Here is a 25,028-nt window from a genome sequence, read left to right as displayed (position 1 = left end):
AAAACTCGTATAGGCGTTAAGCCGGTTTTGATAGCCCAAAAAAATCGCGGGCAGTTAACTCATCACGCGCAATCTGCGCTTTTAGTTCATCCAGCGAGGCAAATCGCTGTTCGTTGCGTATTTTTTTACGCAGTACTACATCTATATGGCGACCGTAGAGGTCCATTACAACGTCCAGCAAATGCACTTCTAACTGCTGGCGTACGCCTGCCACCGTTGGGCGAGTACCGATGTTAGCGACACCGGGAATAGGTTTTTCGCCAAGCCCCATCACCTCAACCGCATACACCCCTTTTACAGGAGAGACCTGGCGACGGAGCGGTAAATTTGCCGTCGGAAAGCCGATGGTACGTCCTAACTCGTCGCCGTGTACAACCCGTCCCGAAATGGTAAAGGGATGACCCAGCAAGCTTTCAGCCAGCAACAGATTATCTTCAGCCAGCGCCTGGCGCACTGCGGTACTGCTGATTCGCACTCCACCTTCACAGAAGGTCTGGGTACTGGTGATATCGAAGCCATACTCCGCACCCGCTTCCTGTAATAACAAGAAATCGCCCTCGCGACCAGCGCCGAAGCGGAAATCATCACCAACGGCAAGAAATTGTACACCCAGCCGCTTAACCAACAGGTCACCGATAAAATTCTGTGCCGTTAATGCGGCAAAGCGTCTGTCAAAACGTATACAGAGCACGTAATCAACGCCGCATTCCGCCAGATAACGCAGCTTTTCCCGCAAACGAGTCAGTCGTGCAGGTGACTTTTCAGTCGCAAACAGTTCAAGCGGCTGTGGCTCAAAAATCATCACCATTACCGGCAAGCCCCGCTTGCGTCCTTCTTCCTGCAAACCCTGCAGCAACGCGCGGTGGCCACGATGCACGCCATCGAAATTACCAATAGTCAGCACACACCCATGCGGGGCCTGACTGAGATTATGTATGCCTCGTATCAGCTTCATGTCTGGCTCAAAACAGTGAAAATCGTGAAAGTATACCCTGTACCGCGGTCAAGGTTAACCGACGATTGGTACCACGAAACAGAAAGAAGATTGTTTTCATTGTTATGAAACAAATTGATGTCCTTCATGGGCAAGCCAATTCAACTTTTCTCGTGGAAAAGCTGTATTCACAGCACGCAAGCTGGTAGAATCCTGCGCCATCACTACGCAACGAGTGCCGCAATTTAAACGGCGCTTATTTGCACAAATCCATTGACAAAAGAAGGCTAAAAGGGCATATTCCTCGGCCTTTGAATTGTCCATATAGAACACATTTGGGAGTTGGACCTTGGCTAATATCAAATCAGCTAAGAAGCGCGCCGTTCAGTCTGAAAAGGCCCGCAAGCACAACGCTAGCCGTCGCTCTATGATGCGTACTTTCATCAAGAAAGTATACGCAGCTATTGAAGCTGGCGACAAAGCTACTGCACTGAAAGCATTTAACGAAATGCAACCAATCGTGGATCGTCAGGCTGCTAAAGGTCTGATCCACAAAAACAAAGCTGCACGTCATAAAGCAAACCTGACTGCGCAGATCAACAAACTGGCTTAATCGCTTGCTTGTTGTCGCTTTGTGAAAAAACCCGCGCAAGCGGGTTTTTTTATGTCTGCTTATTTGTTCGCTGGCGTAAATAGCGCGGAATAATCCGCATTACAAATACGCTGCACCGCCGGATGCTGGATCATCCTCTCGGCAAAAATGGCATGATATTCCTCCATCACATTCTCCACGCGTCCAATCTCAATAATTGAGTCATCTGCATAGAAATTGTTCGAATAGAGCGTAGGTGCAACAAAAATGGCATTGTGTGTTGCACCAAAAGCTTTCATCAATGCGGCATCGTCAAACTCCCCGAGGATTTCTACGTTCAGCCCCTGAGAGTTAATCCAGTTCAGCAACTTACGCCCGAGCATTGAACGACGTCCTGGTATCAATAATCGCCGCTCCTCGAGGCATGCCGGAAACGGCTTTTCTGGTAACGGATTTGTACACCAGAAGCTTACACAACACTCGCCAATTTTCACCGAGAACAGCCCTTCCTGTTGCGTTGAGTCGATCGGGCAGTCTGAGATAATCATGTCCAGCTTGTGCTGGCTGAGCTGCTCCAGCAGCATCTCATGCGTTGATTCAAAGCAGCGCAGGTGGATCTGTTCATCTTTAACCACAGCAGCATCCAGCACGCTGCTGACCAGCTGTTTAGACAACGCATCCGCCACGCCAACGTCGAACAGTAAATTAGACTCTTTGCGATAGTTCACGATATCCAGCATCTCCTGGCTTAAGGTGAACATCTTGTCCGCATATCGAAAAACTAATTCGCCCAGCTCACTCGGCTCCAGCCCACGTCCCTTACGCTTAAACAACTTTCCCTGTAAACGTTCCTCAAGCGCTTTGATCTGCCCGGTAATAGTTTGTGGCGTCAGATAAAGCGCTTCTGCAGCCCCCACCACCGAACCTTCTTTGTACACATGCCAGAAGTAATACAGGTGGTTGTAATTTATATGAGACATACTCTCTCCCTGAAAATTGTCATAAACGGATTAACCGATCAGGCTGGCGCATTCAAACGCGTGCGCAGCCAGCTATAACCGATAACCGCCGACAGCAAGGAACCGATCAGGATCCCCAGTTTCGCCCAGTTAATTAACTCAGGATCAACGTTACCAAACGCAAGGCTGGCGATAAAAATCGACATTGTGAAGCCAATACCGCACAGAATACCCACCGCCATAATTTGCTGGAAATTCGTCCCCTCCGGCAACTGTGCCAACTTCAGACGCAGCGCCAGCCAGCAGAACAGGCTGATTCCCAACGGCTTACCAATAAGCAGGCCGGCAATAATGCCCAGAGGCAGTATGGAGGTTAGCCCATCCATCGTAACGCCCTGCAATGAAACTCCCGCATTGGCAAAGGCAAACAGCGGTAGAATCAAATATGCCACCCACGGATGCAGGACGTGCTCCAGACGCTTCGCTGGTGACCGACCATGCTTTTCCTTCAACGGAATGAAGAAACCAACAATTACGCCAGCCAGGGTCGCGTGCACGCCGGACTTCAGTACCGCAGTCCACAGCACTACGCCAACCAGAATATAAATGCCGGTACGTCTTACCCCGCACAAATTCAACGCCGCCAGAATCAAAATAGCGAATGCGGCAACCCCCACCGAAAGCAGTGACAGGTCGCTGGTATAGAACAGCGCGATAATCACGATAGCGCCAAGATCATCGATAATCGCCAGCGCCATCAGGAATATTTTCAGCGCCAGCGGGACACGACTCCCCAGCAGTGCCAGCACGCCCAATGCAAAAGCTATATCCGTTGCCGCCGGGATCGCCCACCCTTCACGGGTGATAGGATCGGCATAGTTGAATGCGAGATAGAGCAACGCCGGAACAATCATGCCGCCAATCGCCGCAATGATTGGAAAAGCAGCCTGACGCAGGCTGGCCAGCGACCCTTGCATCAGCTCACGCTTCACTTCCAGACCAATTAGCAGGAAAAACACCGCCATCAAGGCGTCGTTGATCCACAGCAGCATATTTTTGTTGATCTCAAGCGCGCCAACCCGCAGTTGGACGGGGGTTTCCAGAAAGGCGTGGTACCATCCACTGGTTACGCCGATATTGGCCATCAACATAGCTACCACTGCAGCGATGATCAGAATAATGCCTCCCGAGGCGTCGCTACTAAAAAAACGATGCAGATGTTTCACTTTTTATTCTCTCTATTGGGTGAATACTTCGTAATTACTATCTTACTCCGCATAACTCATCGTTAATATTAGTTTATTCATGATGAATAACTCGGTATTTACGAACTAAAAACAAAGGTGGATGACAATTTGATCAGGACGGATCGCAGAAATAAAAAAGCCTGAGGCTCTTCAGTCTCAGGCTTTTCATCAAATGTTAGGCTTGTTTATTAGCGCGTCAGATCATCGAAGAATTTCTTCACGCCGTCGAAGAAGCTTTTTGAGCGCGGGCTGTTTTGCTCACCCGTCGGACCGCCAAAGCTGTCCTGAAGATCTTTCAGCAACTGTTTTTGTTTGTCGTTCAGACCCACTGGGGTTTCAACGACAACACGGCACAACAGATCGCCCTGAGCACCACCGCGAACCGATTTAACACCTTTGCCACGCATACGGAAAAGTTTACCGGTTTGCGTTTCACCAGGTATTTTTAACTTCACGCGGCCATCCAGCGTCGGTACTTCAATTTCACCGCCCAGAGCTGCCATCGCAAAGTTAATCGGTACTTCACAGTAGAGGTTATTGCCTTCTCGTTCAAAAATCGGGTGCTGTTTCACCTGCACCTGAACGTACAGATCGCCTGCCGGTGCGCCATGCTCGCCTGCTTCGCCTTCACCAGACAAGCGAATACGATCGCCGGTATCCACCCCAGCAGGTATTTTAACGGACAGCGTTTTACTCTTCTCAACGCGACCATGACCATGGCATTTATTGCATGGATCTTTGATCAGCGTACCGCGCCCCTGGCAGTGTGGACAGGTCTGCTGTACGGCAAAAAAGCCCTGACGCATCTGCACCTGACCTGAACCGTGACAGGTTGGACAGGTCTGCGGCTGAGTACCGGATTTCGCGCCGCTGCCGTGGCAGACGTCACACTCTTCCAGTGTAGGAATACGGATCTCTTTGGTGACGCCACGCACGGCTTCTTCCAGAGTGAGATCCATGTTGTAACGTAAATCAGCACCACGTGAGGCGCGCTGACGGCCACGACCACCGCCAAAGATATCGCCAAACACGTCACCAAAGATATCGCTGAAGTCAGCACCGCCGCCAAAACCGCCGCCGCCGCCCATACCGCCTTGCTCAAATGCTGCATGGCCGTACTGATCGTAAGCCGCACGCTTTTGCGCATCGGTCAGGATCTCGTAGGCTTCTTTGATCTCTTTGAATTTAGCTTCGGCCTCTTTATCACCCTGGTTACGGTCCGGGTGGAATTTCATGGCCAGGCGCTTGTAGGCCTTTTTGATTTCACGCTCTTCCGCTGTTTTGGAAACGCCTAAAATCTCGTAATAGTCTTGCTTAGCCATCTTTTTTTATCTGCCCCTAACATGCATGCACGGGCGGAGAGGAAACCTCTTCGCCCGTGCCAGTAATTACCCGTTCAAAGGGCGATTATTTTTTGTCTTTCACTTCTTCAAACTCAGCGTCGACAACATCGTCATCTTTCGCGTTGTTTGCAGAAGCATCAGCGCCTGCTGCACCAGCCTGCTGCTGTGCGTGCTGCTGCTGAGCGATTTCCATCAGTTTCTGGGAAACCTGTGCCAGCGCCTGCATTTTCGCTTCGATATCCGCTTTGTCTTCACCTTTCAGAGAAGTTTCCAGCGCGGTCAGTGCAGACTCGATGGCAGTTTTGTCATCAGCTGGCAGTTTGTCGCCTGCTTCTTCAACCTGCTTGCGAGTGCTGTGCAGCAGATGGTCGCCCTGGTTACGGGTCTGAACCAGCTCTTCGAACTTACGGTCAGATTCCGCGTTCGCTTCTGCTTCACGAACCATTTTCTGAATTTCTTCTTCGTTCAGACCAGAAGATGCCTTGATGGTGATCTTCTGCTCTTTACCGCTGTTTTTGTCTTTCGCGGAAACATGCAGGATACCGTCAGCATCGATATCGAAGGTGACTTCGATCTGCGGCATGCCGCGCGGTGCCGGGCTGATGCCATCCAGGTTAAACTGACCCAGATCTTTGTTATCAGCAGCACGTTTACGTTCACCCTGCAGCACATGGATGGTTACCGCAGACTGGTTGTCTTCAGCGGTAGAGAACACCTGGCTGTGCTTGGTCGGGATGGTGGTATTTTTGGCGATCAGCGGAGTCATCACGCCGCCCATGGTTTCGATACCCAGAGACAGCGGGGTAACGTCCAGCAGCAGTACGTCTTTCACATCACCGGTCAATACACCACCCTGAACGGCAGCACCAATTGCTACAGCTTCGTCCGGGTTAACGTCTTTACGCGGTTCTTTACCAAAGAACTCAGCAACTTTCTTCTGCACCATCGGCATACGAGTCTGACCACCAACCAGGATTACATCCTGAACGTCGGAAACAGACAGACCAGCATCCTGCAGAGCAACTTTCAGCGGCTCGATGGAACGGTTCACCAGGTCTTCTACCAGGCTTTCCAGTTTCGCACGGGTCACTTTGATGTTCATGTGTTTCGGACCAGACGCATCTGCAGTGATGTACGGCAGGTTAACGTCGGTCTGCTGCGCAGAAGACAGCTCAATTTTCGCTTTTTCTGCGGCTTCTTTCAGGCGCTGCATTGCCAGCGGGTCGTTACGCAGGTCAATGCCCTGATCTTTCTTAAATTCGTCAACCAGGTAGTTGATCATACGGCTATCGAAGTCTTCACCACCCAGGTGGGTATCACCGTTGGTTGCCAGAACTTCGAAGGTTTTTTCGCCGTCAACTTCGTCGATTTCAATAATAGAGATATCGAAGGTACCACCACCGAGGTCGTATACCGCGATAGTACGGTTGCCGACTTCTTTATCCAGACCGTAAGCCAGCGCGGCAGCAGTCGGTTCGTTGATGATACGTTTGACTTCCAGACCTGCGATACGGCCTGCGTCTTTGGTTGCCTGACGCTGAGCATCGTTAAAGTATGCAGGTACGGTGATAACGGCTTCAGTTACCGGTTCGCCCAGGTAATCCTCAGCGGTTTTCTTCATTTTTTTCAGCACTTCTGCAGAAATCTGCGGCGGTGCCATTTTCTGACCTTTTACATCAATCCATGCATCACCGTTGTCAGCACCGATGATTTTGTACGGCATGATAGCTTCATCACGCTGCACTTCTTCGTCCTGGAAGCGGCGGCCAATCAGGCGTTTAATCGCAAACAGGGTGTTTTGCGGGTTTGTCACTGCCTGACGTTTAGCCGGCTGACCAACCAGAGTTTCACCATCCTGGGTATAAGCAATGATAGAAGGCGTGGTGCGATCGCCCTCGGCGTTCTCCAGCACACGTGCAGTAGTGCCATCCATAATCGCTACACAAGAGTTGGTAGTACCCAGGTCGATACCAATAATTTTACCCATCTAAACGTCTCCACTAAAAATTCGGTCATCATGTGGTTGTGAATCTGTAATAAGGGCGAAACGTGCGGTTTCAACTACCCTGAATCGTTTTTTTTCAGACTCACCACTGCGGTTGTCTACAAGATGGGGTCGTAACCCACGTCATCAAGGGGGGCATGCAAATTTTTTTTAGCCCTGAGACCAGAAAACGAGATAAATGGAGCTGAAAAGCAACATGAGAAATAGTTACCAATCCAAATTTATTCATAAATCGAATAAAACAAAATAAGCCATTCACGAAAAAATTGTAATAAAAAGAAAATATTACAAGAATGAATCGTTTTTCTGACAGCGGTAATATGGTGGCAGATTGCCACTTTTGAACCCGTCAAAGAGAAATCCCATGAAATCCGTTTTAACGCTGTCTGTCAGCATGCTTTTCGGTCTTCTTCTGAGCAGCACAGCACATGCTAACGATCATAAAATCCTCGGTATGATTGCGATGCCCAGAAATCAAACCGACAGCCTCACGTTAAAAATCCCCGTTTGTCGCGTTGTGAAGCGCATCCAATTGACGGCAGATCGTGGCGATATTCATCTGAATGGAGCCTCCGTTTATTTTAAAGCAGCACGCATGTCCAGCCAGAGCCTGAATGTCCCTTCGTCAATCAAAGAGGGGCAAACCACCAAATGGATCAATATCAATAGCGACAACAACAATAAACGTTGTGTGTCGAAAATTACCTTCTCAGGCCAGTCGGTCAATTCTTCTGACATGGCGACGTTAAAAGTGATTGGCGACGACTAAACCCTCTCCTTTACCTGCGCCAAATGTTCCCCCCACAAGCGTGATGCCTGTCACAGGGGAAAATAATTCATTTTCCCCTTATTAGATCATAGACAGCCCACTCTCACCTGATTATTATGCCGCGCCCCGAAGACAGTGATCGTTATTCGGGGAAACTATTTCACCATTCAATCAATGATGATTTTGAGGAATTATGGGCAACACTAAGTTGGCTAATCCGGCACCGCTGGGCCTGATGGGCTTTGGCATGACCACCATTCTGCTTAACCTGCACAACGCGGGTTTCTTCGCCTTTGACGTTATTATTCTGGCGATGGGAATTTTCTACGGCGGTATCGCGCAAATTTTTGCCGGCCTGCTGGAATATAAAAAAGGCAACACCTTCGGTTTAACCGCCTTTACCTCCTACGGCTCTTTCTGGCTGACGCTGGTTGCCATCCTGATCATGCCGAAAATGGGCCTGGCGGATGCAACAAATGGTCAGTTCCTGGGCGTGTATCTGGGTCTGTGGGGCGTGTTCACACTGTTCATGTTCTTCGGCACGCTGAAAGCTAACCGTGCTTTGCAGTTTGTCTTCCTGAGCCTGACGGTGCTGTTCGCCCTGCTGGCTGTTGGCAACATTGCAGGTAACGAAGGAGTTATCCATTTCGCTGGCTGGGTTGGTTTAGTGTGTGGCGCAAGCGCCATTTACCTGGCAATGGGTGAAGTGCTGAACGAACAGTTTGGCCGTACTATCCTGCCGATTGGTGAAATGCACTAATCTATTCCGTTATCCCCCCCTTGCGGGGGGATATTTCTTACAGGCGCTGCAACTCTCCCTGTACGTCCGTATCGCGATGATAAATATCCTGTCGCAGCCAAATTCCCAGTCCTAACCCTACCAGTGATAACGCCAGCACGTACCAGGCTGGAGCCATTGGCGACACACTCATCAACATTGTCACTGCAATCGGCGTCAGACCGCCAAAAATGGCATACGAGACATTGTAGGAAAAAGAGATGCCGGTAAAGCGAACTTCCGCTGGAAACGCCCGCACCATCACGTAAGGTACGGCTCCGACCACGCCGACACATAAACCGACCAGGCCGTATAAAAGAAACAGGTGTTCAGGGTAAATACCGGCAAGGTGATAGAAAAACCAGCTGGAACAGGCCAGCAGCAGGCTACCGATAATAAAGGTTTTGCTGGCACCAACTCTGTCGACAATAAAGCCGGCCAGCAGACATCCCACACACAGCATAATGGTGGCGACGCTGTTGGCTTGTAGCGTCAGAGCGGGCGCAAAGCCATATTGTTTTTGCAGCCAGACAGGCGACATCAGGATCACCACCACAATACCGGCCGAAAGCAGCCAGGTCAGTAGCATCGAAATTACCACCGCTTTTTTATGCTTGCTGACAACCGATTTAACCGGCAGTTCTTCCGCCAGCGCTTTACGCGCCTGCATTTCAAGGAAGATCGGTGTTTCCTGCAACCAACGGCGCAGGTACATCGCCACCAGCCCAAACGCCCCCCCTAAGAGGAAAGGAATACGCCAGCCGTACTCATGTACTGCCTGCGGTGTCAGGCTTGTATTGACCAGCGTTGCAACCACTGACCCCAACAGAATACCGACTGTCAATCCGGCGGTCAGTGTTCCGCAGGCAATACCAATACGGCGTTCCGGGACATGTTCTGCCACAAACACCCACGCCCCCGGAACTTCTCCACCGATGGCAGCGCCCTGCAAAATACGCATCAGCAGCAACAACAGCGGTGCCAGAATCCCCATCGAGCTGTAAGTCGGTAACAGGCCAATCGCCAGCGTCGGTATCGCCATCAGCAAAATGCTCAAAGTGAACATTTTCTTACGCCCCACCAGATCGCCAAAATGCGCCGTGATGATGCCACCCAACGGACGCGCCAGATATCCTGCGGCAAAAATACCAAAGGTTTGGACCTGACGTAGCCATTCCGGGATGTCTGCGGGGAAAAATAATTCGCCAACGACTGCGGCAAAGAAGACAAAAATAATGAAATCATAAAACTCCAGCGCCCCGCCGAGGGCAGCAAGCGAAAGGGTTTTATAATCCTGGCGATTCAGCGGTCGAGAGTGTTGTGACATAGCAAACCATGAGTCAGTGGAGTCATTGAACGTTTTGTCGATACGTGTAAATTAAAAATTACTATATCGTAAACAATTCAACACTCCACCATCATTGTCATTTATATCACAAATAGGCTACTTTCAGGCGTTTGTATCGCGTATTGCGCTTTTTGGTCGAAAAGATGCTACCACTGCCGGTGCGGTTTCCACGTATGGTCCATCCAGCAACTGTATACAATACGGTACACTTGCAAAAATACCCGGCACAATAACCTTACCGTCGGCACCTTTCACGCCTTCCAGCGTCTCTTTGATCGATTTAGGTTGCCCAGGCAGGTTCAGGATCAACGCCTGCTTACGAATCACCCCGACCTGGCGGGAGAGGATCGCCGTAGGGACAAAGTGCAGACTAATCTGGCGCATTTGCTCACCAAAACCAGGCATTTGGCGGTCGGCAACAGCCAGCGTCGCATCCGGTGTCACATCGCGACGTGCCGGACCGGTGCCTCCGGTGGTCAACACCAGATGACAACTCATTTCATCAACCAGTTCGCACAACGTTTGTTCGATGATCGCCTGCTCATCCGGGATTAGCCGCGTTTGTAGCTCAAAAGGGGTCGTCAGGGCCGATGCCAGCCACTCTTCGAGAGCAGGGATCCCCTTATCCTGGTAAACGCCACTGGAGGCTCGGTCAGAAATGGAAACTAGGCCAATGCGTAAAGTGTTCATGATTATTCCGTTTAAACAGTCTCGTTAAACAGAATGATACACTGCGGAGGAAGCGACAGACAGGTTTCAGAAGAGGTATAGAACGAGAGCGTGACCGGAAGCCCGGTCACGCTTAAATGATTACAGCAGATCGCCGATCATTTTTTCCAGTTTACCCTGGTCTACAGCAAACTTACGGATACCATCCGCCAGTTTGTCTACAGCCATCGGATCCTGGTTGTGCTGCCACAGGAACTCAGCTTCAGTGATGCGTGCCGGACGTGCCTTCACTTCACCGGAGAAGGACAGTTTACGCTCGATAGCACCTTCGCTTTCCGCCAGCTCTTTCAGCAGTGCCGGAGCAATCGTCAGACGATCGCAGCCTGCCAGCTCAATGATTTCGCCGATGTTACGGAAGCTCGCGCCCATAACCACAGTTTCATAACCGTGTTGTTTGTAATACTCGTAGATTTCCGTAACGGAAACCACACCTGGATCTTCTGCCGGTGCATACTCTTTCTTGTCGGTATTCGCTTTGTACCAGTCAAGAATACGGCCAACGAACGGAGAGATCAGGTATACGCCAGCTTCTGCACATGCGCGCGCCTGCGCGAAGGAGAACAGCAGGGTCAAGTTACAGTTAATGCCTTCTTTTTCCAGCTGCTCCGCGGCACGGATACCCTGCCAGGTAGAAGCCAGTTTGATCAGAATACGATCGTTGCTGATGCCAGCATCGTTGTACAGTTTGATCAGGCGTTTTGCTTTCGCGATAGATGCGTCAGTGTCGTAGGACAGACGAGCGTCAACTTCGGTGGAGATGCGACCCGGGACCAGCTTCAGGATCTCCAGACCAATGTTCACCGCCAGTTTGTCAGTTGCATCGACGATCTGCTGTGCGCGGTCGTTACTCTGCTGCTTAGCCCAGGCGACAGCATCATCAATCAGCTTACGGTATTCCGGGATCTGCGCTGCGTTAAGAATGAGAGAAGGGTTAGTTGTGGCATCCTGAGGCTGATACAGCTTCATTGCCGCGATGTCTCCGGTGTCGGCCACTACAGTGGTGAACTGACGAAGGGAGGTCAATTTGTCCGTCATGATAGCGTTTCTCTTTAAACAGCTTGTTAGGGGGATGTAACCGATCTTCCCTGATGATAGCACGACGCACTCTCAGCGCAACCGCCGGGATTGCCCGACCTGCCGTTCAGCTCTGATTACGCATCTCCAGGCCAGCCATGCGCAATTAAGGGGGAGACCTGATGTATGATAAACTCCCGCTATCAATCTCATGACAAGGTATATACTGTTCGCTAATTGGTAGCGCTTACACGGAATTATTCGCGCTTGCCGGCATCAACAAGAGGGATGTTAATGCCTGATTTTTTCTCATTTATTAATGAAGTACTCTGGGGATCGGTGATGATCTACCTCCTGCTAGGCGCAGGGTGTTGGTTCACTTACCGTACGGGATTTGTCCAGTTTCGCTACGTTCGCCAGTTTGGCAAAAGTCTTAAAAATAGTCTCAGCCCACAGCCGGGCGGTTTAACATCATTTCAGGCACTGTGTACCAGCCTTGCGGCTCGTATCGGAAGCGGAAACCTGGCTGGCGTTGCACTGGCTATTGCTGCAGGTGGCGCTGGTGCTGTCTTCTGGATGTGGGTCTCTGCCCTGATTGGTATGGCGACCTCGTTTGCCGAGTGCTCACTCGCACAACTGTATAAAGAGCGCGACAGTAAGGGGCAGTTTCGCGGCGGGCCTGCGTGGTATATGGCTCGCGGACTGGGCATGCGCTGGATGGGCGTCCTCTTTGCTATCTTCTTACTCATTGCTTATGGCCTGATTTTTAACAGCGTCCAGGCAAACTCTGTCTCTCGTGCGCTGGAATTTGCTTTCGACATCCCTCCTCTTGCATCCGGTATCTCGCTGGCATTGCTGTCTTTACTGGCTATAGTCGGCGGAATTAAAGGTGTTGCCCGCTTGATGCAATGGTTCGTTCCGTTAATGGCTTTGTTGTGGGTCGGCTGTAGCATTGCCATTTGTCTGTGGCATATCGGCCAGATCCCAGAGATCATCGTCACCATTGTGAAGAGTGCATTTGGCTGGCAGGAAGCCGCCGCCGGTGCAGCCGGGTATACGCTAAGCCAGGCCATTGCCAGTGGCTTTCAACGCGGTATGTTTTCGAATGAGGCCGGAATGGGTTCAACCCCTAACGCTGCGGCTTCAGCCGCCTCATGGCCTCCGCATCCTGCCGCACAAGGTATTGTGCAAATGATTGGCGTGCTGGGTGATACACTGATTATCTGTACAGCCAGCGCAATGATTATTCTTCTGGCAGGGAATGGAACTACATATGTCCCAATGGAAGGTATCCAGTTGGTTCAGAAAGCCATGGTATCGCTAACAGGTGAATGGGGCGCGGGATTCGTCGCTCTGATTGTTATCCTTTTTGCTTTCAGTTCGATCGTCGCCAACTACATCTATGCGGAAAACAACCTGGTCTTTTTGAATCTGGACAATATCCGGGTCATCTGGCTTTTACGTATCACGACCGTCTGCACCGTAATTGCAGGAACATTACTCCAGTTTCCGCTGGTGTGGCAGTTAGCCGACATTATCATGGCCTGTATGGCCATCACTAATCTGACGGCAATTTTACTGCTGTCCCCGGTTGTCCATACTCTTGCCAGCGATTACCTGCGTCAGCGAAAACTCGGCGTGCGACCAGAATTTGATCCACACCGTTATCCTGATATCAGACAACAGCTTGCACCGGAAACATGGCATGAACCGCCGCGCAACTAGCCAGGCAATTGCAACCATCGATCAATTCTGTCGTTTTTTTTGCTAAAGTCGCAGTAAATTTCCTGCAAGGACTGGATATGCTGATTCTGATTTCACCTGCAAAAACACTCGACTACCAAAGTCCGCTGGCCACCACTCGCCATACTCTGCCCGAGCTGCTGGATCACTCCCAGCAGCTTATTCATACCGCACGCCAGCTCTCTGCACCGCAGATTGGCAAGCTGATGGGGATTAGCGACAAGCTGGCGGACCTGAATGCCACCCGCTTTCATGACTGGCAGCCTGATTTCACACCTGAGAATGCGCGTCAGGCGATTCTGGCGTTTAAGGGCGATGTCTACACCGGATTGCAGGCAGAAACCTTCAGTGAGGCGGATTTTGATTTCGCTCAGCAGCATTTACGCATGCTGTCCGGACTGTATGGCGTTTTACGCCCACTGGACCTGATGCAGCCTTATCGTCTGGAAATGGGCATCCGTCTTGCCAATACGAAGGGGAAAGATCTCTACCAGTTCTGGGGAGATATCATCACAGACAAACTAAATGAAGCGCTGGAAGCACAAGGCGACAACGTGGTGGTTAACCTCGCCTCTGATGAATATTTCAAATCCGTGAAGCCGAAAAAGCTAAACGCGGAGCTGATCAAACCCGTTTTCCTCGATGAGAAAAATGGCAAATTCAAAGTCATCAGTTTCTATGCCAAAAAGGCACGTGGCCTGATGAGCCGCTATATCATTGAAAACCGTTTAACAAAGCCAGAACAGCTTGCGGCGTTTAACAGTGACGGCTATTTCTTTGATGAAGAAGCGTCAGGGAACGGTGAACTGGTGTTTAAACGTCACGAACAGTGATTTGTTTAGCAATAGAGATTAACCAACAGATTTTGTAGGCCCGGTAAGCGCATGCGCTACCGGGCACTATAGTTAGCTGCGGGTCATCATCAACTGACGCAGCGCGGCAAAATCGGCGGGTAAGTGATGGGAGAGCAGAGGTAAGTCCGCACGCTCCGCCAGCTCTTTTGGCAGATCCAGCGTCACATCAAGAATCTCTTCAACGCTTTCTTTAAACTTCGCCGGATGCGCAGTACCGAGGAACAAACCATACTCGCCCGGATTTAACTGGTCACGTAAAGCGCGGTAAGCGACGGCTGCATGCGGCTCAGAGGTGTATCCAATCGCCTGTAGTTCACGCATGGTTTCCTGAGTGGTTGCATCATCAACGGCCGCATAACCCAGCTCACTCAGACGCCAGATTTTACGGCGGAACAGTTCTTCCACTCGCGGCCAGTTGTTCGGCTGGCTGACATCCATTGCATTCGATAAGGTTGCCTGCGTTGCTTTCGGTGTCCATTCGCCACCTTGCAGGAAACGCGGAACCGTATCATTGACGTTAGTTGCTGCGATAAAGCGCTTCACCGGCAGACCAAGGGATTTCGCCAGCAGGCCGGCCGTCAGATCGCCAAAGTTACCGCTGGGAACGGAAATCACCAGTTGATTCCGCGCCTCTTGTGGCAGTTGGGCAACGGCCTCAAAGTAGTAACAAATTTGTGCCAGTAGACGACTGATGTTGATCGAGTTAGCCGAATTTAGCCCCAGAGCCACTTTCAGTTCCTCGTCATCAAACGCCTGTTTAACCAGCGCCTGACAGGCATCAAAATCACCATCGATGGCAACGGTTTCGATATTTCCACCCAACGTACAGAACAATTTTTCCTGTAATGGACTGATTTTACCGTTCGGATAGAGGATCACCACGCGTACATTTTTCAAACCATAAAAAGCATGTGCGACTGCAGCACCGGTATCTCCGGAGGTCGCCGTCAGGATAGTAACCGGCTTATCGCCGCTGATATGTGTCAGCATTTGCGCCATAAAGCGGCCACCAAAATCTTTAAATGCCAGTGTTGGGCCGTGGAACAGCTCAAGACAGCCGACATCACCTTCAACCTGAGCGACCGGCGCCGGGAAAGCAAACGCTGCGCCCACACGCTCGGCAAGGATCTCCTGAGGGATTTCATCACCAATAAATGAGGAGAGGATCCTGGTACTACGGCTGACAAAGTCTTGCTTCAGCATGTCATCAATTTCAGTCAGACTAAATTCCGGCAGATCGTGCGGGAAAAATAGCCCCTGCTTTTTACCTAACCCTTGCGTGACGGCCTGCGCGAAACTGACCTGCTCGTTATGATCTTTAAGATTGTAGAGTTTCATTTATTATCCCAGTACCCGTGCGCCCGCCGTGTCCAGCCGGCAAATATGAACAAAGCCTTCCTGATTTTGTAAGTAATTTTTATCCAGCCAGTCTGCTACACGCTGTGCCGTATCCGGCTTATCGCACAAGGCAAACAGCGTCGGCCCTGACCCGGAGATCCCACTGGCCAACGCGCCAATTTCCGCCACCGCCTGACGTGCCTGGCTAAAGCCGGGCAGTAAGCGGGTGCGATACGGTTCCGCAATCACATCCTTCATCAACTTCGCGGCCAGTTGAGGCTGGCGGGAATAGCAGGCATGGATAAATCCAGCCAGATGACGCCCATGGGCAATACAGTCCTGGCGGCGATACTGCGCAGGTAAAATCGCCCGCGCTTCCGCCGTAGACACTTTAATACCCGGATACGCCAGCACCCACAGCCATTCATCAAATCCTGGCACCTGCTGGCTAATGATGCCGTTTTCTTCAATCATTAACTGCATGCCGCCCAAAAAGCACGGGGCGACATTGTCGTAATGGATACTGCCGGAGATACGCCCTTCCAGCTCGCCCATAATCGCCAGCAAGCGCATATCGTTAAGCGGCTTCCCGCAGTACTCATTCATCGCGACCAGAGCAGCAACGACAGAGCAGGCGCTGGAGCCTAACCCGGAGCCAATCGGCATATTTTTTTCCAGCGTCATGCTCACCGGAATATGTTTACCCAGTTCCTGGCAGAACCGCTCCCAGCACTGATAAACGATATTTTCCCGCGGCTCTGACGGCAACTTGTTGGCAAAGCGTCCGAGGTTGTTCAGGCTGAAGCTATCAGCCGCTTCGACGCTGACAACATCCCCCAACAGAGAACCATCAACGGGTGTTACCGCCGCCCCGAGCACATCAAACCCGACGCTCATATTGGCACTGGAAGCCGGGGCATAAACTCTAACCATTTTAGACTCCTAACTTCCATGAAAGGGTACGTAGCAGGTCGGCAAAGACACCCGCCGCAGTCACATCGTTACCCGCACCATATCCGCGTAGCACTAGCGGCAATGGCTGATAGTAGTGGCTATAGAAGGCCAGCGCATTTTCACCGTTTTTCACTTTGAACAACGGATCGTTGCCATCCACTTCAGCTATTTTCACGCAGCAAACGCCATCTTCTTCAATATTGCCAACATAGCGCAATACTTTGCCCTCATCACGGGCTTTCGCCACACGAGCGGCAAAGGCCTGGTCCAGCCGCGACAGATTGGCCATAAATGTTGTAACGTCGCCTGAATCGTCAAAACCTTGCGGCAACACCGGTTCAATAACGATATCAGAGAGCTCCAGTTCGCGTCCGGTTTCGCGGGCGAGGATCAGCAACTTACGCGCGACATCCATCCCGGAAAGATCGTCACGCGGATCAGGTTCGGTGTAGCCCATTTCACGCGCCATAATAGTGGCCTGCGAGAAGCTCATTCCTTCATCCAGTTTGCCGAAAATAAACGACAGTGAACCAGACAGAATTCCGGAAAATCGCTGCAGTTCATCGCCTGCACTGAGCAGGTTTTGTAGGTTTTCGATAACCGGTAAACCCGCCCCCACGTTGGTGTCGTAGAGGAATTTACGCCGCGATTTTGCCGCGGCAAAGCGCAACTGATGGTAATAATCCATCGATGAAGTGTTGGCTTTTTTGTTCGGGGTTACTACATGGAAGCCTTCACGCAGGAAGTCAGCATACTGATCTGCCACAGCCTGACTTGAAGTACAGTCAACAATCACCGGATTGAGCAGATGATATTCTTTCACCAGGCGAATTAAGCGACCGAGGTTGAAAGGTTCCTTTGCTTGAGCCAGCCCCGCCTGCCAGTTTTCCAGATTCAGACCGTGAACATTGGTGAGTAAAGCCTTTGAGTTCGCCACGCCGCAAACACGTAAATCAATATGCTTACTCTTCAGCCAGCTCTGCTGGCGTTTTAACTGTTCAAGCAGTGCTGTCCCCACACCGCCAACACCGATAACAAAGACTTCGATCACCTGATCGGTATTGAACAACATCTGATGCGTAACGCGTACACCAGTTGTAGCGTCATCATTGTTTACCACTACCGAAATAGAACGTTCAGACGAACCCTGTGCGATGGCAACAATATTGATGTTGGCACGCGCCAGTGCCGCAAAGAACTTGGCGGAGATGCCACGCAGCGTGCGCATACCGTCACCAACCACCGAGATGATCGCCAGACGCTCTGTTACCGCCAGAGGCTCCAGCAGCCCTTCTTTCAGTTCCAGGTAGAATTCATCCTGCATAGCACGCTGAGCACGCACGCAGTCGCCCTGCGGTACGCAGAAACTGATGCTGTATTCAGAGGAGGATTGAGTGATCAGCACCACGGAGATACCCGCACGAGACATCGCAGCAAAAACGCGTGCTGCCATTCCCACCATCCCTTTCATTCCTGGCCCCGAAACGCTAAACATCGCCATATTGTTCAGGTTAGAAATGCCTTTTACCGGCAAGTCGTCTTCATCGCAGCTGGCGCCAATCAGCGTACCCGGCGCTTGCGGGTTACCGGTGTTTTTAATCAGGCAGGGGATCTGGAACTGGGCAATCGGAGTGATGGTACGCGGATGAAGAACTTTGGCACCGAAGTAAGAAAGCTCCATCGCTTCCTGATAAGACATCGATTTAAGTAGCCTGGCATCAGGAACCTGACGCGGATCACAGGTATAAACACCGTCAACATCAGTCCAGATTTCACAACAGTCTGCACGTAAACAGGCAGCCAGCACGGCAGCAGAGTAGTCAGATCCGTTGCGTCCCAATACCACTAATTCGCCTTTTTCATTCCCGGCAGTAAAGCCCGCCATCAGTACCATATGATCAGCAGGAATACGGCTGGCAGCAATGCGACGAGTAGATTCAGTGATATCAACGGTGGATTCGAGGTAATGACCAACCGCCAGCAGTTTTTCAACCGGGTCGATAACCGTAACGTTATGTCCGCGCGCTTCAAGCAAACCTGCCATGATGGCGATCGACATTTTTTCACCACGGCAGATAAGCGCGGCATTGATGCTGTCCGGACACTGTCCCAACAGGCTGATGCCGTGCAGGACATGCTTAATCTGGGCAAATTCTTGTTCAACAAAAGTTTTGAGTTGAGCCAGCGGGAAATCCGGCTGCGCAGCAGCAAGACCGACCAAAAGCTCAGAGAAAATACGTTCGGCGTCACTGATATTTGGTAAAGCGTCCTGACCACCGATGGTCTTCTCAATCATCGCCACCAGATGGTTAGTAATTTTTGCGGGGGCAGACAGAACGGTCGCGACCTGCCCCTGCCTGGCATTGCTTTCCAGAATATCGGCAACTCGCAGAAAGCGCTCTGCATTTGCCACTGATGTACCGCCGAACTTCAACACTCGCATGGTTTACCTCGTTACCTTTGGTCGAAAAAAAAGCCCGCACTGTTTAGGTGCGGGCTTTTTTCTGTGTTTCCTGTACGCGTCAGCCCGCACCGTTACCTGTGGTAATGGTGATGGTTGTGGTAATAGTGGTGCTGATGCGTTTCATGATGTTGTGTGCTCTGTAATTATTCTGTGCTGTATTCTTTTAGGGTTAAAGTATCTTATGACCTAAGTCAATAAATTTTTAAATTGATCACACTCCGAAACTTGTTCACGAGCGACTGCCTACTCTTTTACTTTCAACCAATACAGCGTGCCATGCCCACTTGAAGTCAGAGTCAAACACCATAAAAAACAAAAAATGTGAAATTTTATTTTGTGATGTTTTTTTCAATATCATGTAGAAAACGGTGCAACATTGCCGTGTCTCGCTGCCCTAACAGGCCCATTCGCTGTTGCAGCCAATCCGTTAGTTTGATGTCATCAGCAACGTCCAGCGTGGTTAATAAACGTAAAACACGTGCGCGTAATGCCTGTAACTGAAGCTCATCTGTCGGCTCAATGGTTTTTGTGGGCTGTTGTATTAAACCTGCTAATTGATAGCAATACACCATCACCGCCTGCCCCAGATTGAGTGAAGGATAGTCGGCAACCATGGGGACACCGGTCAGTACATCGGCCAGAGCTAATTCATCGTTTGTCAGGCCTGAATCTTCACGACCAAAAACCAGCGCGGCGTGTTCCATCCATGCAGATTTTTCTTCCAACAAGGGGACCAGCTCGACAGGAGTGGCGTAATAATGGAACTTCGCGCGGCTGCGCGCCGTGGTGGCGACGGTAAAATCAACATCATGAAGCGCGTCAGCCAGCGTTGAAAAAACGTTAATATTATCAATAATATCACCTGAGCCATGCGCAACCCATCGCGTCGCAGGCTCCAGGTGAGCCAGGCTGTCAACGATCCGCAACTCGGCAAAACCCATGGTTTTCATAGCACGGGCAGCCGCACCAATATTTTCTGCTCTGGCAGGGGCTACCAGAATAATAGTTAAACGCATTTCGATACTCTTTTTGGCCAGTCTGCAGATAATAATGTGATGCCCATCAACATATTACGCAGCGCGAATTTACATATTTTTAACAGAAATCACTGAAAATGCATTCCACATTCAGTAAAAAATGCTAAACTATTTCGTGGATTTACTATTACTTTTTTTGTTAACAGAAGTTGTATATCCTTCTGTTTATCCATGATAATTTAATTGAAAATGGATCTCATTCATTGGATTCATTACATTTATTAGTTTGCGAGTGCAACTAGTTGTATTATTGCATTTTTGTGATGAAAGCTAACATTTGGATACGATGATTTCATCAAACTGTTAACGTGCTACAATTGAACTTGATATATGTCAACGAAGCGTAGTTTTATTGGGTGTCCGGTACGTCTTAGCCTGTTATGTTGCTGTTAAAATGGTTAGGATGACAGCCGTTTTTGACACTGTCGGGTCCAGAGGGAAAGTGCCCACGACCAAGCTAATGATGTTGTTGACGTTGATGGAAAGTGCATCAAGAACGCAATTACGTACTTTAGTCATGTTACGCCGATCATGTTAATTTACGACATGCATCAGGCAGGTCAGGGACTTTTGTACTTCCTGTTTCGATTTAGTTGGCAATTTAGGTAGCAAACATGCAGACCCCGCACATTCTTATCGTTGAAGACGAGTTAGTAACACGCAACACGTTGAAAAGCATTTTCGAAGCGGAAGGCTATGATGTATTCGAGGCGACAGATGGCGCGGAAATGCATCAGATCCTCTCTGAATATGACATCAACCTTGTGATTATGGATATCAATCTGCCAGGCAAAAACGGTCTTCTGTTAGCGCGTGAACTACGTGAACAAGCTAACGTTGCGCTGATGTTCCTGACGGGCCGTGATAACGAAGTCGACAAAATTCTCGGCCTCGAAATCGGCGCTGACGATTACATCACCAAGCCGTTTAACCCACGTGAACTGACTATCCGTGCTCGTAACCTGCTGTCCCGTACCATGAATCTGGGCACGGTCAGCGAAGAGCGTCGTAGCGTCGAAAGCTACAAGTTCAATGGTTGGGAACTGGATATTAACAGCCGTTCTCTAATCGGTCCTGACGGCGAGCAGTATAAACTGCCACGCAGTGAATTCCGTGCCATGCTTCACTTCTGTGAGAATCCGGGCAAAATCCAGTCTCGCGCAGAACTGTTGAAAAAAATGACCGGTCGCGAACTGAAACCGCATGACCGTACCGTTGATGTAACAATCCGCCGCATTCGTAAACATTTCGAATCCACGCCGGATACACCAGAAATCATCGCGACCATTCACGGTGAAGGTTACCGCTTCTGCGGCGACCTGCAGGATTAATTCGATTCTGACTGGTATAAAAACGGCGCTTTATGCGCCGTTTTTCATTTCATCATTGCCCTATTTCCACAAACGCAGCCCGTCATTCTCAGCGGTTTGAACGTCTTTTGGCTTTGGTTGAGCAAGCGAGTGCCAGTCAAGATGACGCGTCAGGAACATGATCCCGCATAGCGCTAACAACAGCACACCGGTACCCAGCAGTAAAGCGCTGTCCTGCGAACGCAACAGCACCCACATCACCCCATCCAGAGACAGCAGCGCCACTGTGAACAAAATACTGTTACGCCATCCCTGCAATATCGCCTGTAAATAAACGCCGTTCATCAACGCACCAACCATGCTGGCAATGATCCACGCCGCCGTAAAGCCAATATGTTCTGACAGCGCCAACAGCAACAGATAAAACATCACCAGCGATAACCCCACCAGCAGATACTGCATGGGATGCAGACGAAGATTGCTCATACACTCGAGTACAAAGAAAGACATAAAGGTCAGTACTATTAACAAGCTGGCATACTTTGTTGCTCTGTCCGTCAATTGATACTGATCCGCAGGCGTGGCCACAGCTACGCTAAATGCAGGCATTCCCTGCCAGCCAATTTTCTCCCCCTCAAAGCGTTCGCCCAGGTTATTGGCAAACCAACTGCTTTGCCATTGAGCCTTAAACCCTGACTCGCTGACTTCGCGCTTTGCCGGAAGAAAGTCCCCCAGAAAGTTGGGATGAGGCCAGTTGCTGGTTAAGGTCATTTCGCTGCTACGCCCCACCGGAACGACAGAGAAATCTCCGGTTCCACTCAGATTGAGTGACAATGCCAGACTGAGATCCTTCTCCACCCAGTCGGCATCCGGTAGCGGAATATGGATCCCCTGAGCACGCCCATTCAACCCCGTTCCGGGCTCAACCGTTAGTGAAACTCCGTTGACCTGCGGTGCATTGACTACGCCAATACCTCGGGCATCACCTACACCAACCACAATAAACGGTTTTCCCACAGTCACATTCGGATGATTCAATTCACTCAGACGCTCAGCATTAAACTCTGCCCGCACTGACATACCGTTATGCCAGACCTGTCCCTCGTAAATACCGATCCTTCGTGCTTCGACGTCCTGATTTGCCTCTACCATTAACGACTCTGGCAGCCAGAAATGGATAAAGCTGCGCTTACGCTGGACCTTTTTGTCATCTTCCAGCTCGGTATAAACTTCTGTCACGGGAATAGCGATCAGTGGACCAACCATCTTCTGCGGCCCACTGGTACTCTGTCGGATGGCATCTTCTACTGCACCGCGGTAATCCGATCGCTCAACGATAATTTGTCTGACCATTGTCAGAGGAATTAATAACAGCAGCATTGCACCACTTAAGGTGACTATTTTCCAAAACAGGGGGGATTTCAACATAGCGTTCTCCTTTGCAATGCCAGCAAGGTAAAACAGCTATGTGCGGGGAGTTTGAAGTTATGTGAAGTGACGGTGAAGCGTCAACGAAGCCTGCACCCCACCTTCGGGACGGTTATGCAGTACCACTTCACCTTTAAGCAGTCGCGCGACTTCGCTCACAAATGCCAGACCTAAACCACTGCTCTTCTGCCCATTCTCACGGGGGAGCGAGTAAAAACGTTCAAAAATACGTGGCAGCGCAAAGTCAGGGATACCGCTTCCGCTGTCCGTAATCTGCAATGTGACTCTCTCATCCTGCTGATATGCACTAAGGATAATGTTTCCCTTCTCCGGTGTGAAGTCGATGGCGTTATCAAGTAAATTACCTACTGCCTGCTCCAGTAACGCAGGATCAGCCGCGACAATCAGTGATGAAGGCACAATAGTAAGCGTGATGTTCTTAGCCGCTAACTGGACGCTACGCGCGTCACGCAACTGAACAAATAGCGCATCTACCGCCACGGGGATGAATGAAATATCCTGCCGGTTTTCCAGTCGCGCCTGCCGTAGCAGGGTTTCAACCAGCACCTGCATGCGCGCATTTTGCGTCAGAATATTTTCGGTAAAGCGCGCAACCACATTAGGCGGCGGGCCTTCACGCAAAATCTCCGCCGCACCGCGAATAGCTGCCAGTGGACTTTTCAGTTCATGCGTTAACGCGTAGACGTACTGCTCAATGTAATTCTTACCCTCCAGCTTCAGACGCATACTTTCCAGCGCCTGCGCCAGTTTACGTAGCTCACTGCTGCCTAAATCAGGTAAGGCAACGGGTCGATTCTCCGTTACGGAATCAGCATAGCGCGCCAGTCTGGCAATAGATCGGTTTATCCACCACACCATCCCTGCGCCAATCACCAATGCAATACCCAGCAACACCGCACTCGCCCATAGCATCCGCCGTTCACTACGCTTAATAACCGGTGCCATTGCCGCATTCGGTTTGCCGACGCTAAGAACGCCGATAATACGCCCGCCATCTATAATCGGTGCGGCAACGTACATGACTGAGCTTTCCGGATCGTCTGAATTTTGTGGCGTACTACGTGCGCCATACTGCCCGCGCAGCGTTAACCAAACGTCGTTCCAGCGGGAATAATCTTCACCGACGGCTTTGTTGGCAGAGTCAAACAACACCCTACCCTGTGCGTCCGTCATGTAGACATGGTACTCATTTCGAACTTTGTTAATACCGCTGATATTGGCGCGAAAAGGACGATCGTGCAGTTGCGAAAATGCCTGCGCCAACTTGCCGTTAGCAGGGTCGCCTGAAAGAAGATCATCACGAGCCAGCGCGGCTAATAACGTAGCTGTATCAATCAGGGTGCCTTCTGTAGCACGGCGAACGCCAGGCTTAATCTCCTGCACAAAGATAGACAAAACGAACCAGGCAGCAACGGCCACGATCAGAAAGTAGCCCAGCAGCAAACGCATGCCGATGCGCATCAGACGCTCCTCAGGCTATACCCCATACCGCGATGAGTGTTAATCGGCGAGAGTTCGGGATTAATCGCCCGCAGTTTGGCACGCAACGTTTTAATATGCGTATCGACAGTCCTGTCAAAGGTATCCTGAGCATCGGCCCAGACTAAATCCATCAACTGTTGGCGAGAATAGATACGTCCCGGCGACATCAGCAATGTTTTCAGCAGCAGGAATTCATAGCGCGTCAGGCTTAGCGGTATGCCAAACCAGGCGATCTGCGCGGCAGGTTCATTAAGTTCAAAATCACCAAAACGCGTCGACGATGATGGAGCGGAAAATTTTTTCACCCGTCGGAGCAGCGAGCGTACACGGGCACAGACCTCACGCGGCGAGAAAGGTTTCGCAACATAGTCATCCGCGCCAATTTCCAGCCCCAGAAGACGATCCACTTCATCGCTGCGTGCGGTCAGAAAGAGAATGGGTAAAGCCGGGTGATGTTCCAACAAGCGCCGGCATAGCTCAAAGCCGCTGATATCAGGTAAACCAACATCGAGGATTATCGCATCAGGGCAGTGCTGTCGCGCTTTTTCCAGCACCGGCAACCCGCGCTCAAACGCTTCGACACTAAAACCTTCCTGTTGCAGCATGTAGATAAGCGTGTCAGCAATTCCCTGCTCATCCTCAACCAACCAGATCAACGGCTGTTGCATCTTGCTTCCTT

At 50.6% G+C, this 25,028-nt stretch carries 23 protein-coding genes, 1 pseudogene and 1 other annotated feature; of the genes and pseudogenes, 6 read left to right on the top strand and 18 right to left on the bottom strand.

The annotated features are described in order from the left end of the window. Positions 1-16: 16 nt before the first annotated feature. Both ribF and AACS05_RS03055 read right to left on the bottom strand, forming a co-directional pair. Entirely contained in the window at positions 17-955 is a 939-nt protein-coding gene (ribF, locus tag AACS05_RS03060; RefSeq protein WP_045439613.1) for a bifunctional riboflavin kinase/FAD synthetase, read from the bottom strand. A gap of 7 nt (positions 956-962) precedes the next feature. Continuing rightward, positions 963-1,178: pseudogene (locus tag AACS05_RS03055) on the bottom strand (DUF2575 domain-containing protein). Positions 1,179-1,283: 105 nt separating this feature from the next. Between AACS05_RS03055 and rpsT the strand changes: the two are divergent. Continuing rightward, a complete protein-coding gene (gene rpsT, locus AACS05_RS03050) occupies positions 1,284-1,547 on the top strand; it encodes a 30S ribosomal protein S20 (protein ID WP_003018940.1) in 264 nt (87 codons plus the stop codon). A 59-nt stretch (positions 1,548-1,606) separates the two neighbouring features. Here rpsT and nhaR read toward each other — a convergent pair whose 3' ends face one another. The 4 genes from nhaR to dnaK all read right to left on the bottom strand — a co-directional run bounded on the left by nhaR (position 1,607) and on the right by dnaK (position 7,062). Next, positions 1,607-2,506: a transcriptional activator NhaR gene (nhaR, locus tag AACS05_RS03045; RefSeq protein WP_045439611.1), complete on the bottom strand. Its 900-nt coding sequence runs from the start codon at positions 2,504-2,506 to the stop codon at positions 1,607-1,609. A gap of 38 nt (positions 2,507-2,544) precedes the next feature. Then, positions 2,545-3,711 (bottom strand): Na+/H+ antiporter NhaA, encoded by a 1,167-nt coding sequence (nhaA, locus tag AACS05_RS03040; RefSeq protein WP_045439609.1) that lies wholly within the window; start codon positions 3,709-3,711, stop codon positions 2,545-2,547. 209 nt (positions 3,712-3,920) lie between these two features. Next, positions 3,921-5,054, bottom strand: a complete 1,134-nt coding sequence (gene dnaJ / locus AACS05_RS03035) for a molecular chaperone DnaJ (protein WP_045439607.1) — start codon at positions 5,052-5,054, stop codon at positions 3,921-3,923. 85 nt (positions 5,055-5,139) lie between these two features. After that, positions 5,140-7,062, bottom strand: a complete 1,923-nt coding sequence (dnaK, locus tag AACS05_RS03030) for a molecular chaperone DnaK (RefSeq protein ID WP_045439604.1) — start codon at positions 7,060-7,062, stop codon at positions 5,140-5,142. A 382-nt stretch (positions 7,063-7,444) separates the two neighbouring features. Between dnaK and AACS05_RS03025 the strand changes: the two genes are divergently transcribed. Further along, on the top strand, positions 7,445-7,849 hold the full coding sequence (locus tag AACS05_RS03025; protein WP_045439601.1) for a DUF2541 family protein: 405 nt from the start codon (positions 7,445-7,447) through the stop codon (positions 7,847-7,849). Between the two features lie 193 nt (positions 7,850-8,042). Next, positions 8,043-8,609: an acetate uptake transporter gene (gene satP / locus AACS05_RS03020; protein ID WP_045439598.1), complete on the top strand. Its 567-nt coding sequence runs from the start codon at positions 8,043-8,045 to the stop codon at positions 8,607-8,609. Between the two features lie 37 nt (positions 8,610-8,646). Here satP and AACS05_RS03015 read toward each other — a convergent pair whose 3' ends face one another. The 3 genes from AACS05_RS03015 to tal form a co-directional block, all read right to left on the bottom strand. After that, positions 8,647-9,954 carry an MFS transporter gene (locus AACS05_RS03015; RefSeq protein WP_045439591.1) on the bottom strand — a complete coding sequence of 436 codons (1,308 nt, stop codon included), beginning with the start codon at positions 9,952-9,954 and terminating at the stop codon, positions 8,647-8,649. 123 nt (positions 9,955-10,077) lie between these two features. Further along, positions 10,078-10,665 carry a molybdopterin adenylyltransferase gene (gene mog, locus AACS05_RS03010; protein WP_045439588.1) on the bottom strand — a complete coding sequence of 196 codons (588 nt, stop codon included), beginning with the start codon at positions 10,663-10,665 and terminating at the stop codon, positions 10,078-10,080. A gap of 120 nt (positions 10,666-10,785) precedes the next feature. Beyond that, on the bottom strand, positions 10,786-11,739 hold the full coding sequence (gene tal, locus AACS05_RS03005) for a transaldolase (RefSeq protein ID WP_045439585.1): 954 nt from the start codon (positions 11,737-11,739) through the stop codon (positions 10,786-10,788). A gap of 273 nt (positions 11,740-12,012) precedes the next feature. On the opposite strand from tal, the gene AACS05_RS03000 reads away from it, so the two are divergent. Both AACS05_RS03000 and yaaA read left to right on the top strand, forming a co-directional pair. Further along, the gene (locus tag AACS05_RS03000; protein ID WP_045439583.1) at positions 12,013-13,443 is read left to right on the top strand and encodes an alanine/glycine:cation symporter family protein; all 1,431 of its coding nucleotides are present in this window, start codon (positions 12,013-12,015) and stop codon (positions 13,441-13,443) included. 77 nt (positions 13,444-13,520) lie between these two features. After that, entirely contained in the window at positions 13,521-14,294 is a 774-nt protein-coding gene (gene yaaA / locus AACS05_RS02995) for a peroxide stress protein YaaA (RefSeq protein ID WP_045439581.1), read from the top strand. A 72-nt stretch (positions 14,295-14,366) separates the two neighbouring features. Here yaaA and thrC read toward each other — a convergent pair whose 3' ends face one another. From thrC to yjjY, 6 genes are all read right to left on the bottom strand, one after another. Next, on the bottom strand, positions 14,367-15,653 hold the full coding sequence (thrC, locus tag AACS05_RS02990) for a threonine synthase (protein ID WP_045439578.1): 1,287 nt from the start codon (positions 15,651-15,653) through the stop codon (positions 14,367-14,369). A 3-nt stretch (positions 15,654-15,656) separates the two neighbouring features. Next, on the bottom strand, positions 15,657-16,586 hold the full coding sequence (gene thrB / locus AACS05_RS02985) for a homoserine kinase (RefSeq protein WP_045439573.1): 930 nt from the start codon (positions 16,584-16,586) through the stop codon (positions 15,657-15,659). Between the two features lies 1 nt (position 16,587). Continuing rightward, positions 16,588-19,050, bottom strand: coding sequence for a bifunctional aspartate kinase/homoserine dehydrogenase I (gene thrA, locus AACS05_RS02980; protein WP_045439570.1), 2,463 nt, complete (start codon positions 19,048-19,050; stop codon positions 16,588-16,590). 23 nt (positions 19,051-19,073) lie between these two features. Then, positions 19,074-19,200 (bottom strand) — a sequence feature (Thr leader region). Next, positions 19,130-19,195 (bottom strand): thr operon leader peptide, encoded by a 66-nt coding sequence (thrL, locus tag AACS05_RS02975; protein ID WP_001386572.1) that lies wholly within the window; start codon positions 19,193-19,195, stop codon positions 19,130-19,132. (Overlaps the previous feature by 66 nt.) 200 nt (positions 19,201-19,400) lie before the next feature. Further along, on the bottom strand, positions 19,401-20,087 hold the full coding sequence (locus AACS05_RS02970; protein WP_045439567.1) for a tRNA/rRNA methyltransferase: 687 nt from the start codon (positions 20,085-20,087) through the stop codon (positions 19,401-19,403). Between the two features lie 399 nt (positions 20,088-20,486). Continuing rightward, on the bottom strand, positions 20,487-20,627 hold the full coding sequence (gene yjjY / locus AACS05_RS02965) for a protein YjjY (RefSeq protein ID WP_001541509.1): 141 nt from the start codon (positions 20,625-20,627) through the stop codon (positions 20,487-20,489). Positions 20,628-20,722: 95 nt separating this feature from the next. Here yjjY and arcA point away from each other — a divergent pair, with 95 nt between their 5' ends. Further along, a complete protein-coding gene (gene arcA, locus AACS05_RS02960; protein WP_001194359.1) occupies positions 20,723-21,439 on the top strand; it encodes a two-component system response regulator ArcA in 717 nt (238 codons plus the stop codon). Between the two features lie 60 nt (positions 21,440-21,499). On the opposite strand, the gene creD is transcribed toward arcA, so the two are convergent. The 3 genes from creD to creB are packed head-to-tail and all read right to left on the bottom strand — an operon-like array spanning position 21,500 to position 25,017. After that, positions 21,500-22,846 carry a cell envelope integrity protein CreD gene (creD, locus tag AACS05_RS02955; protein WP_045439556.1) on the bottom strand — a complete coding sequence of 449 codons (1,347 nt, stop codon included), beginning with the start codon at positions 22,844-22,846 and terminating at the stop codon, positions 21,500-21,502. A 57-nt stretch (positions 22,847-22,903) separates the two neighbouring features. Next, positions 22,904-24,328: a two-component system sensor histidine kinase CreC gene (gene creC / locus AACS05_RS02950; protein ID WP_045439553.1), complete on the bottom strand. Its 1,425-nt coding sequence runs from the start codon at positions 24,326-24,328 to the stop codon at positions 22,904-22,906. Then, positions 24,328-25,017: a two-component system response regulator CreB gene (creB, locus tag AACS05_RS02945; protein ID WP_045439551.1), complete on the bottom strand. Its 690-nt coding sequence runs from the start codon at positions 25,015-25,017 to the stop codon at positions 24,328-24,330. The genes creC and creB overlap by 1 nt, the downstream gene beginning before the upstream one ends. Positions 25,018-25,028 lie beyond the last annotated feature (11 nt).

This window comes from Citrobacter sp. S-77 (genome assembly GCF_963864895.1).
Classification (GTDB): domain Bacteria; phylum Pseudomonadota; class Gammaproteobacteria; order Enterobacterales; family Enterobacteriaceae; genus Citrobacter; species Citrobacter murliniae.
Note: the sequence above shows the minus strand (reverse complement) of the source record. Positions and strands in the feature narration are given on the sequence as shown.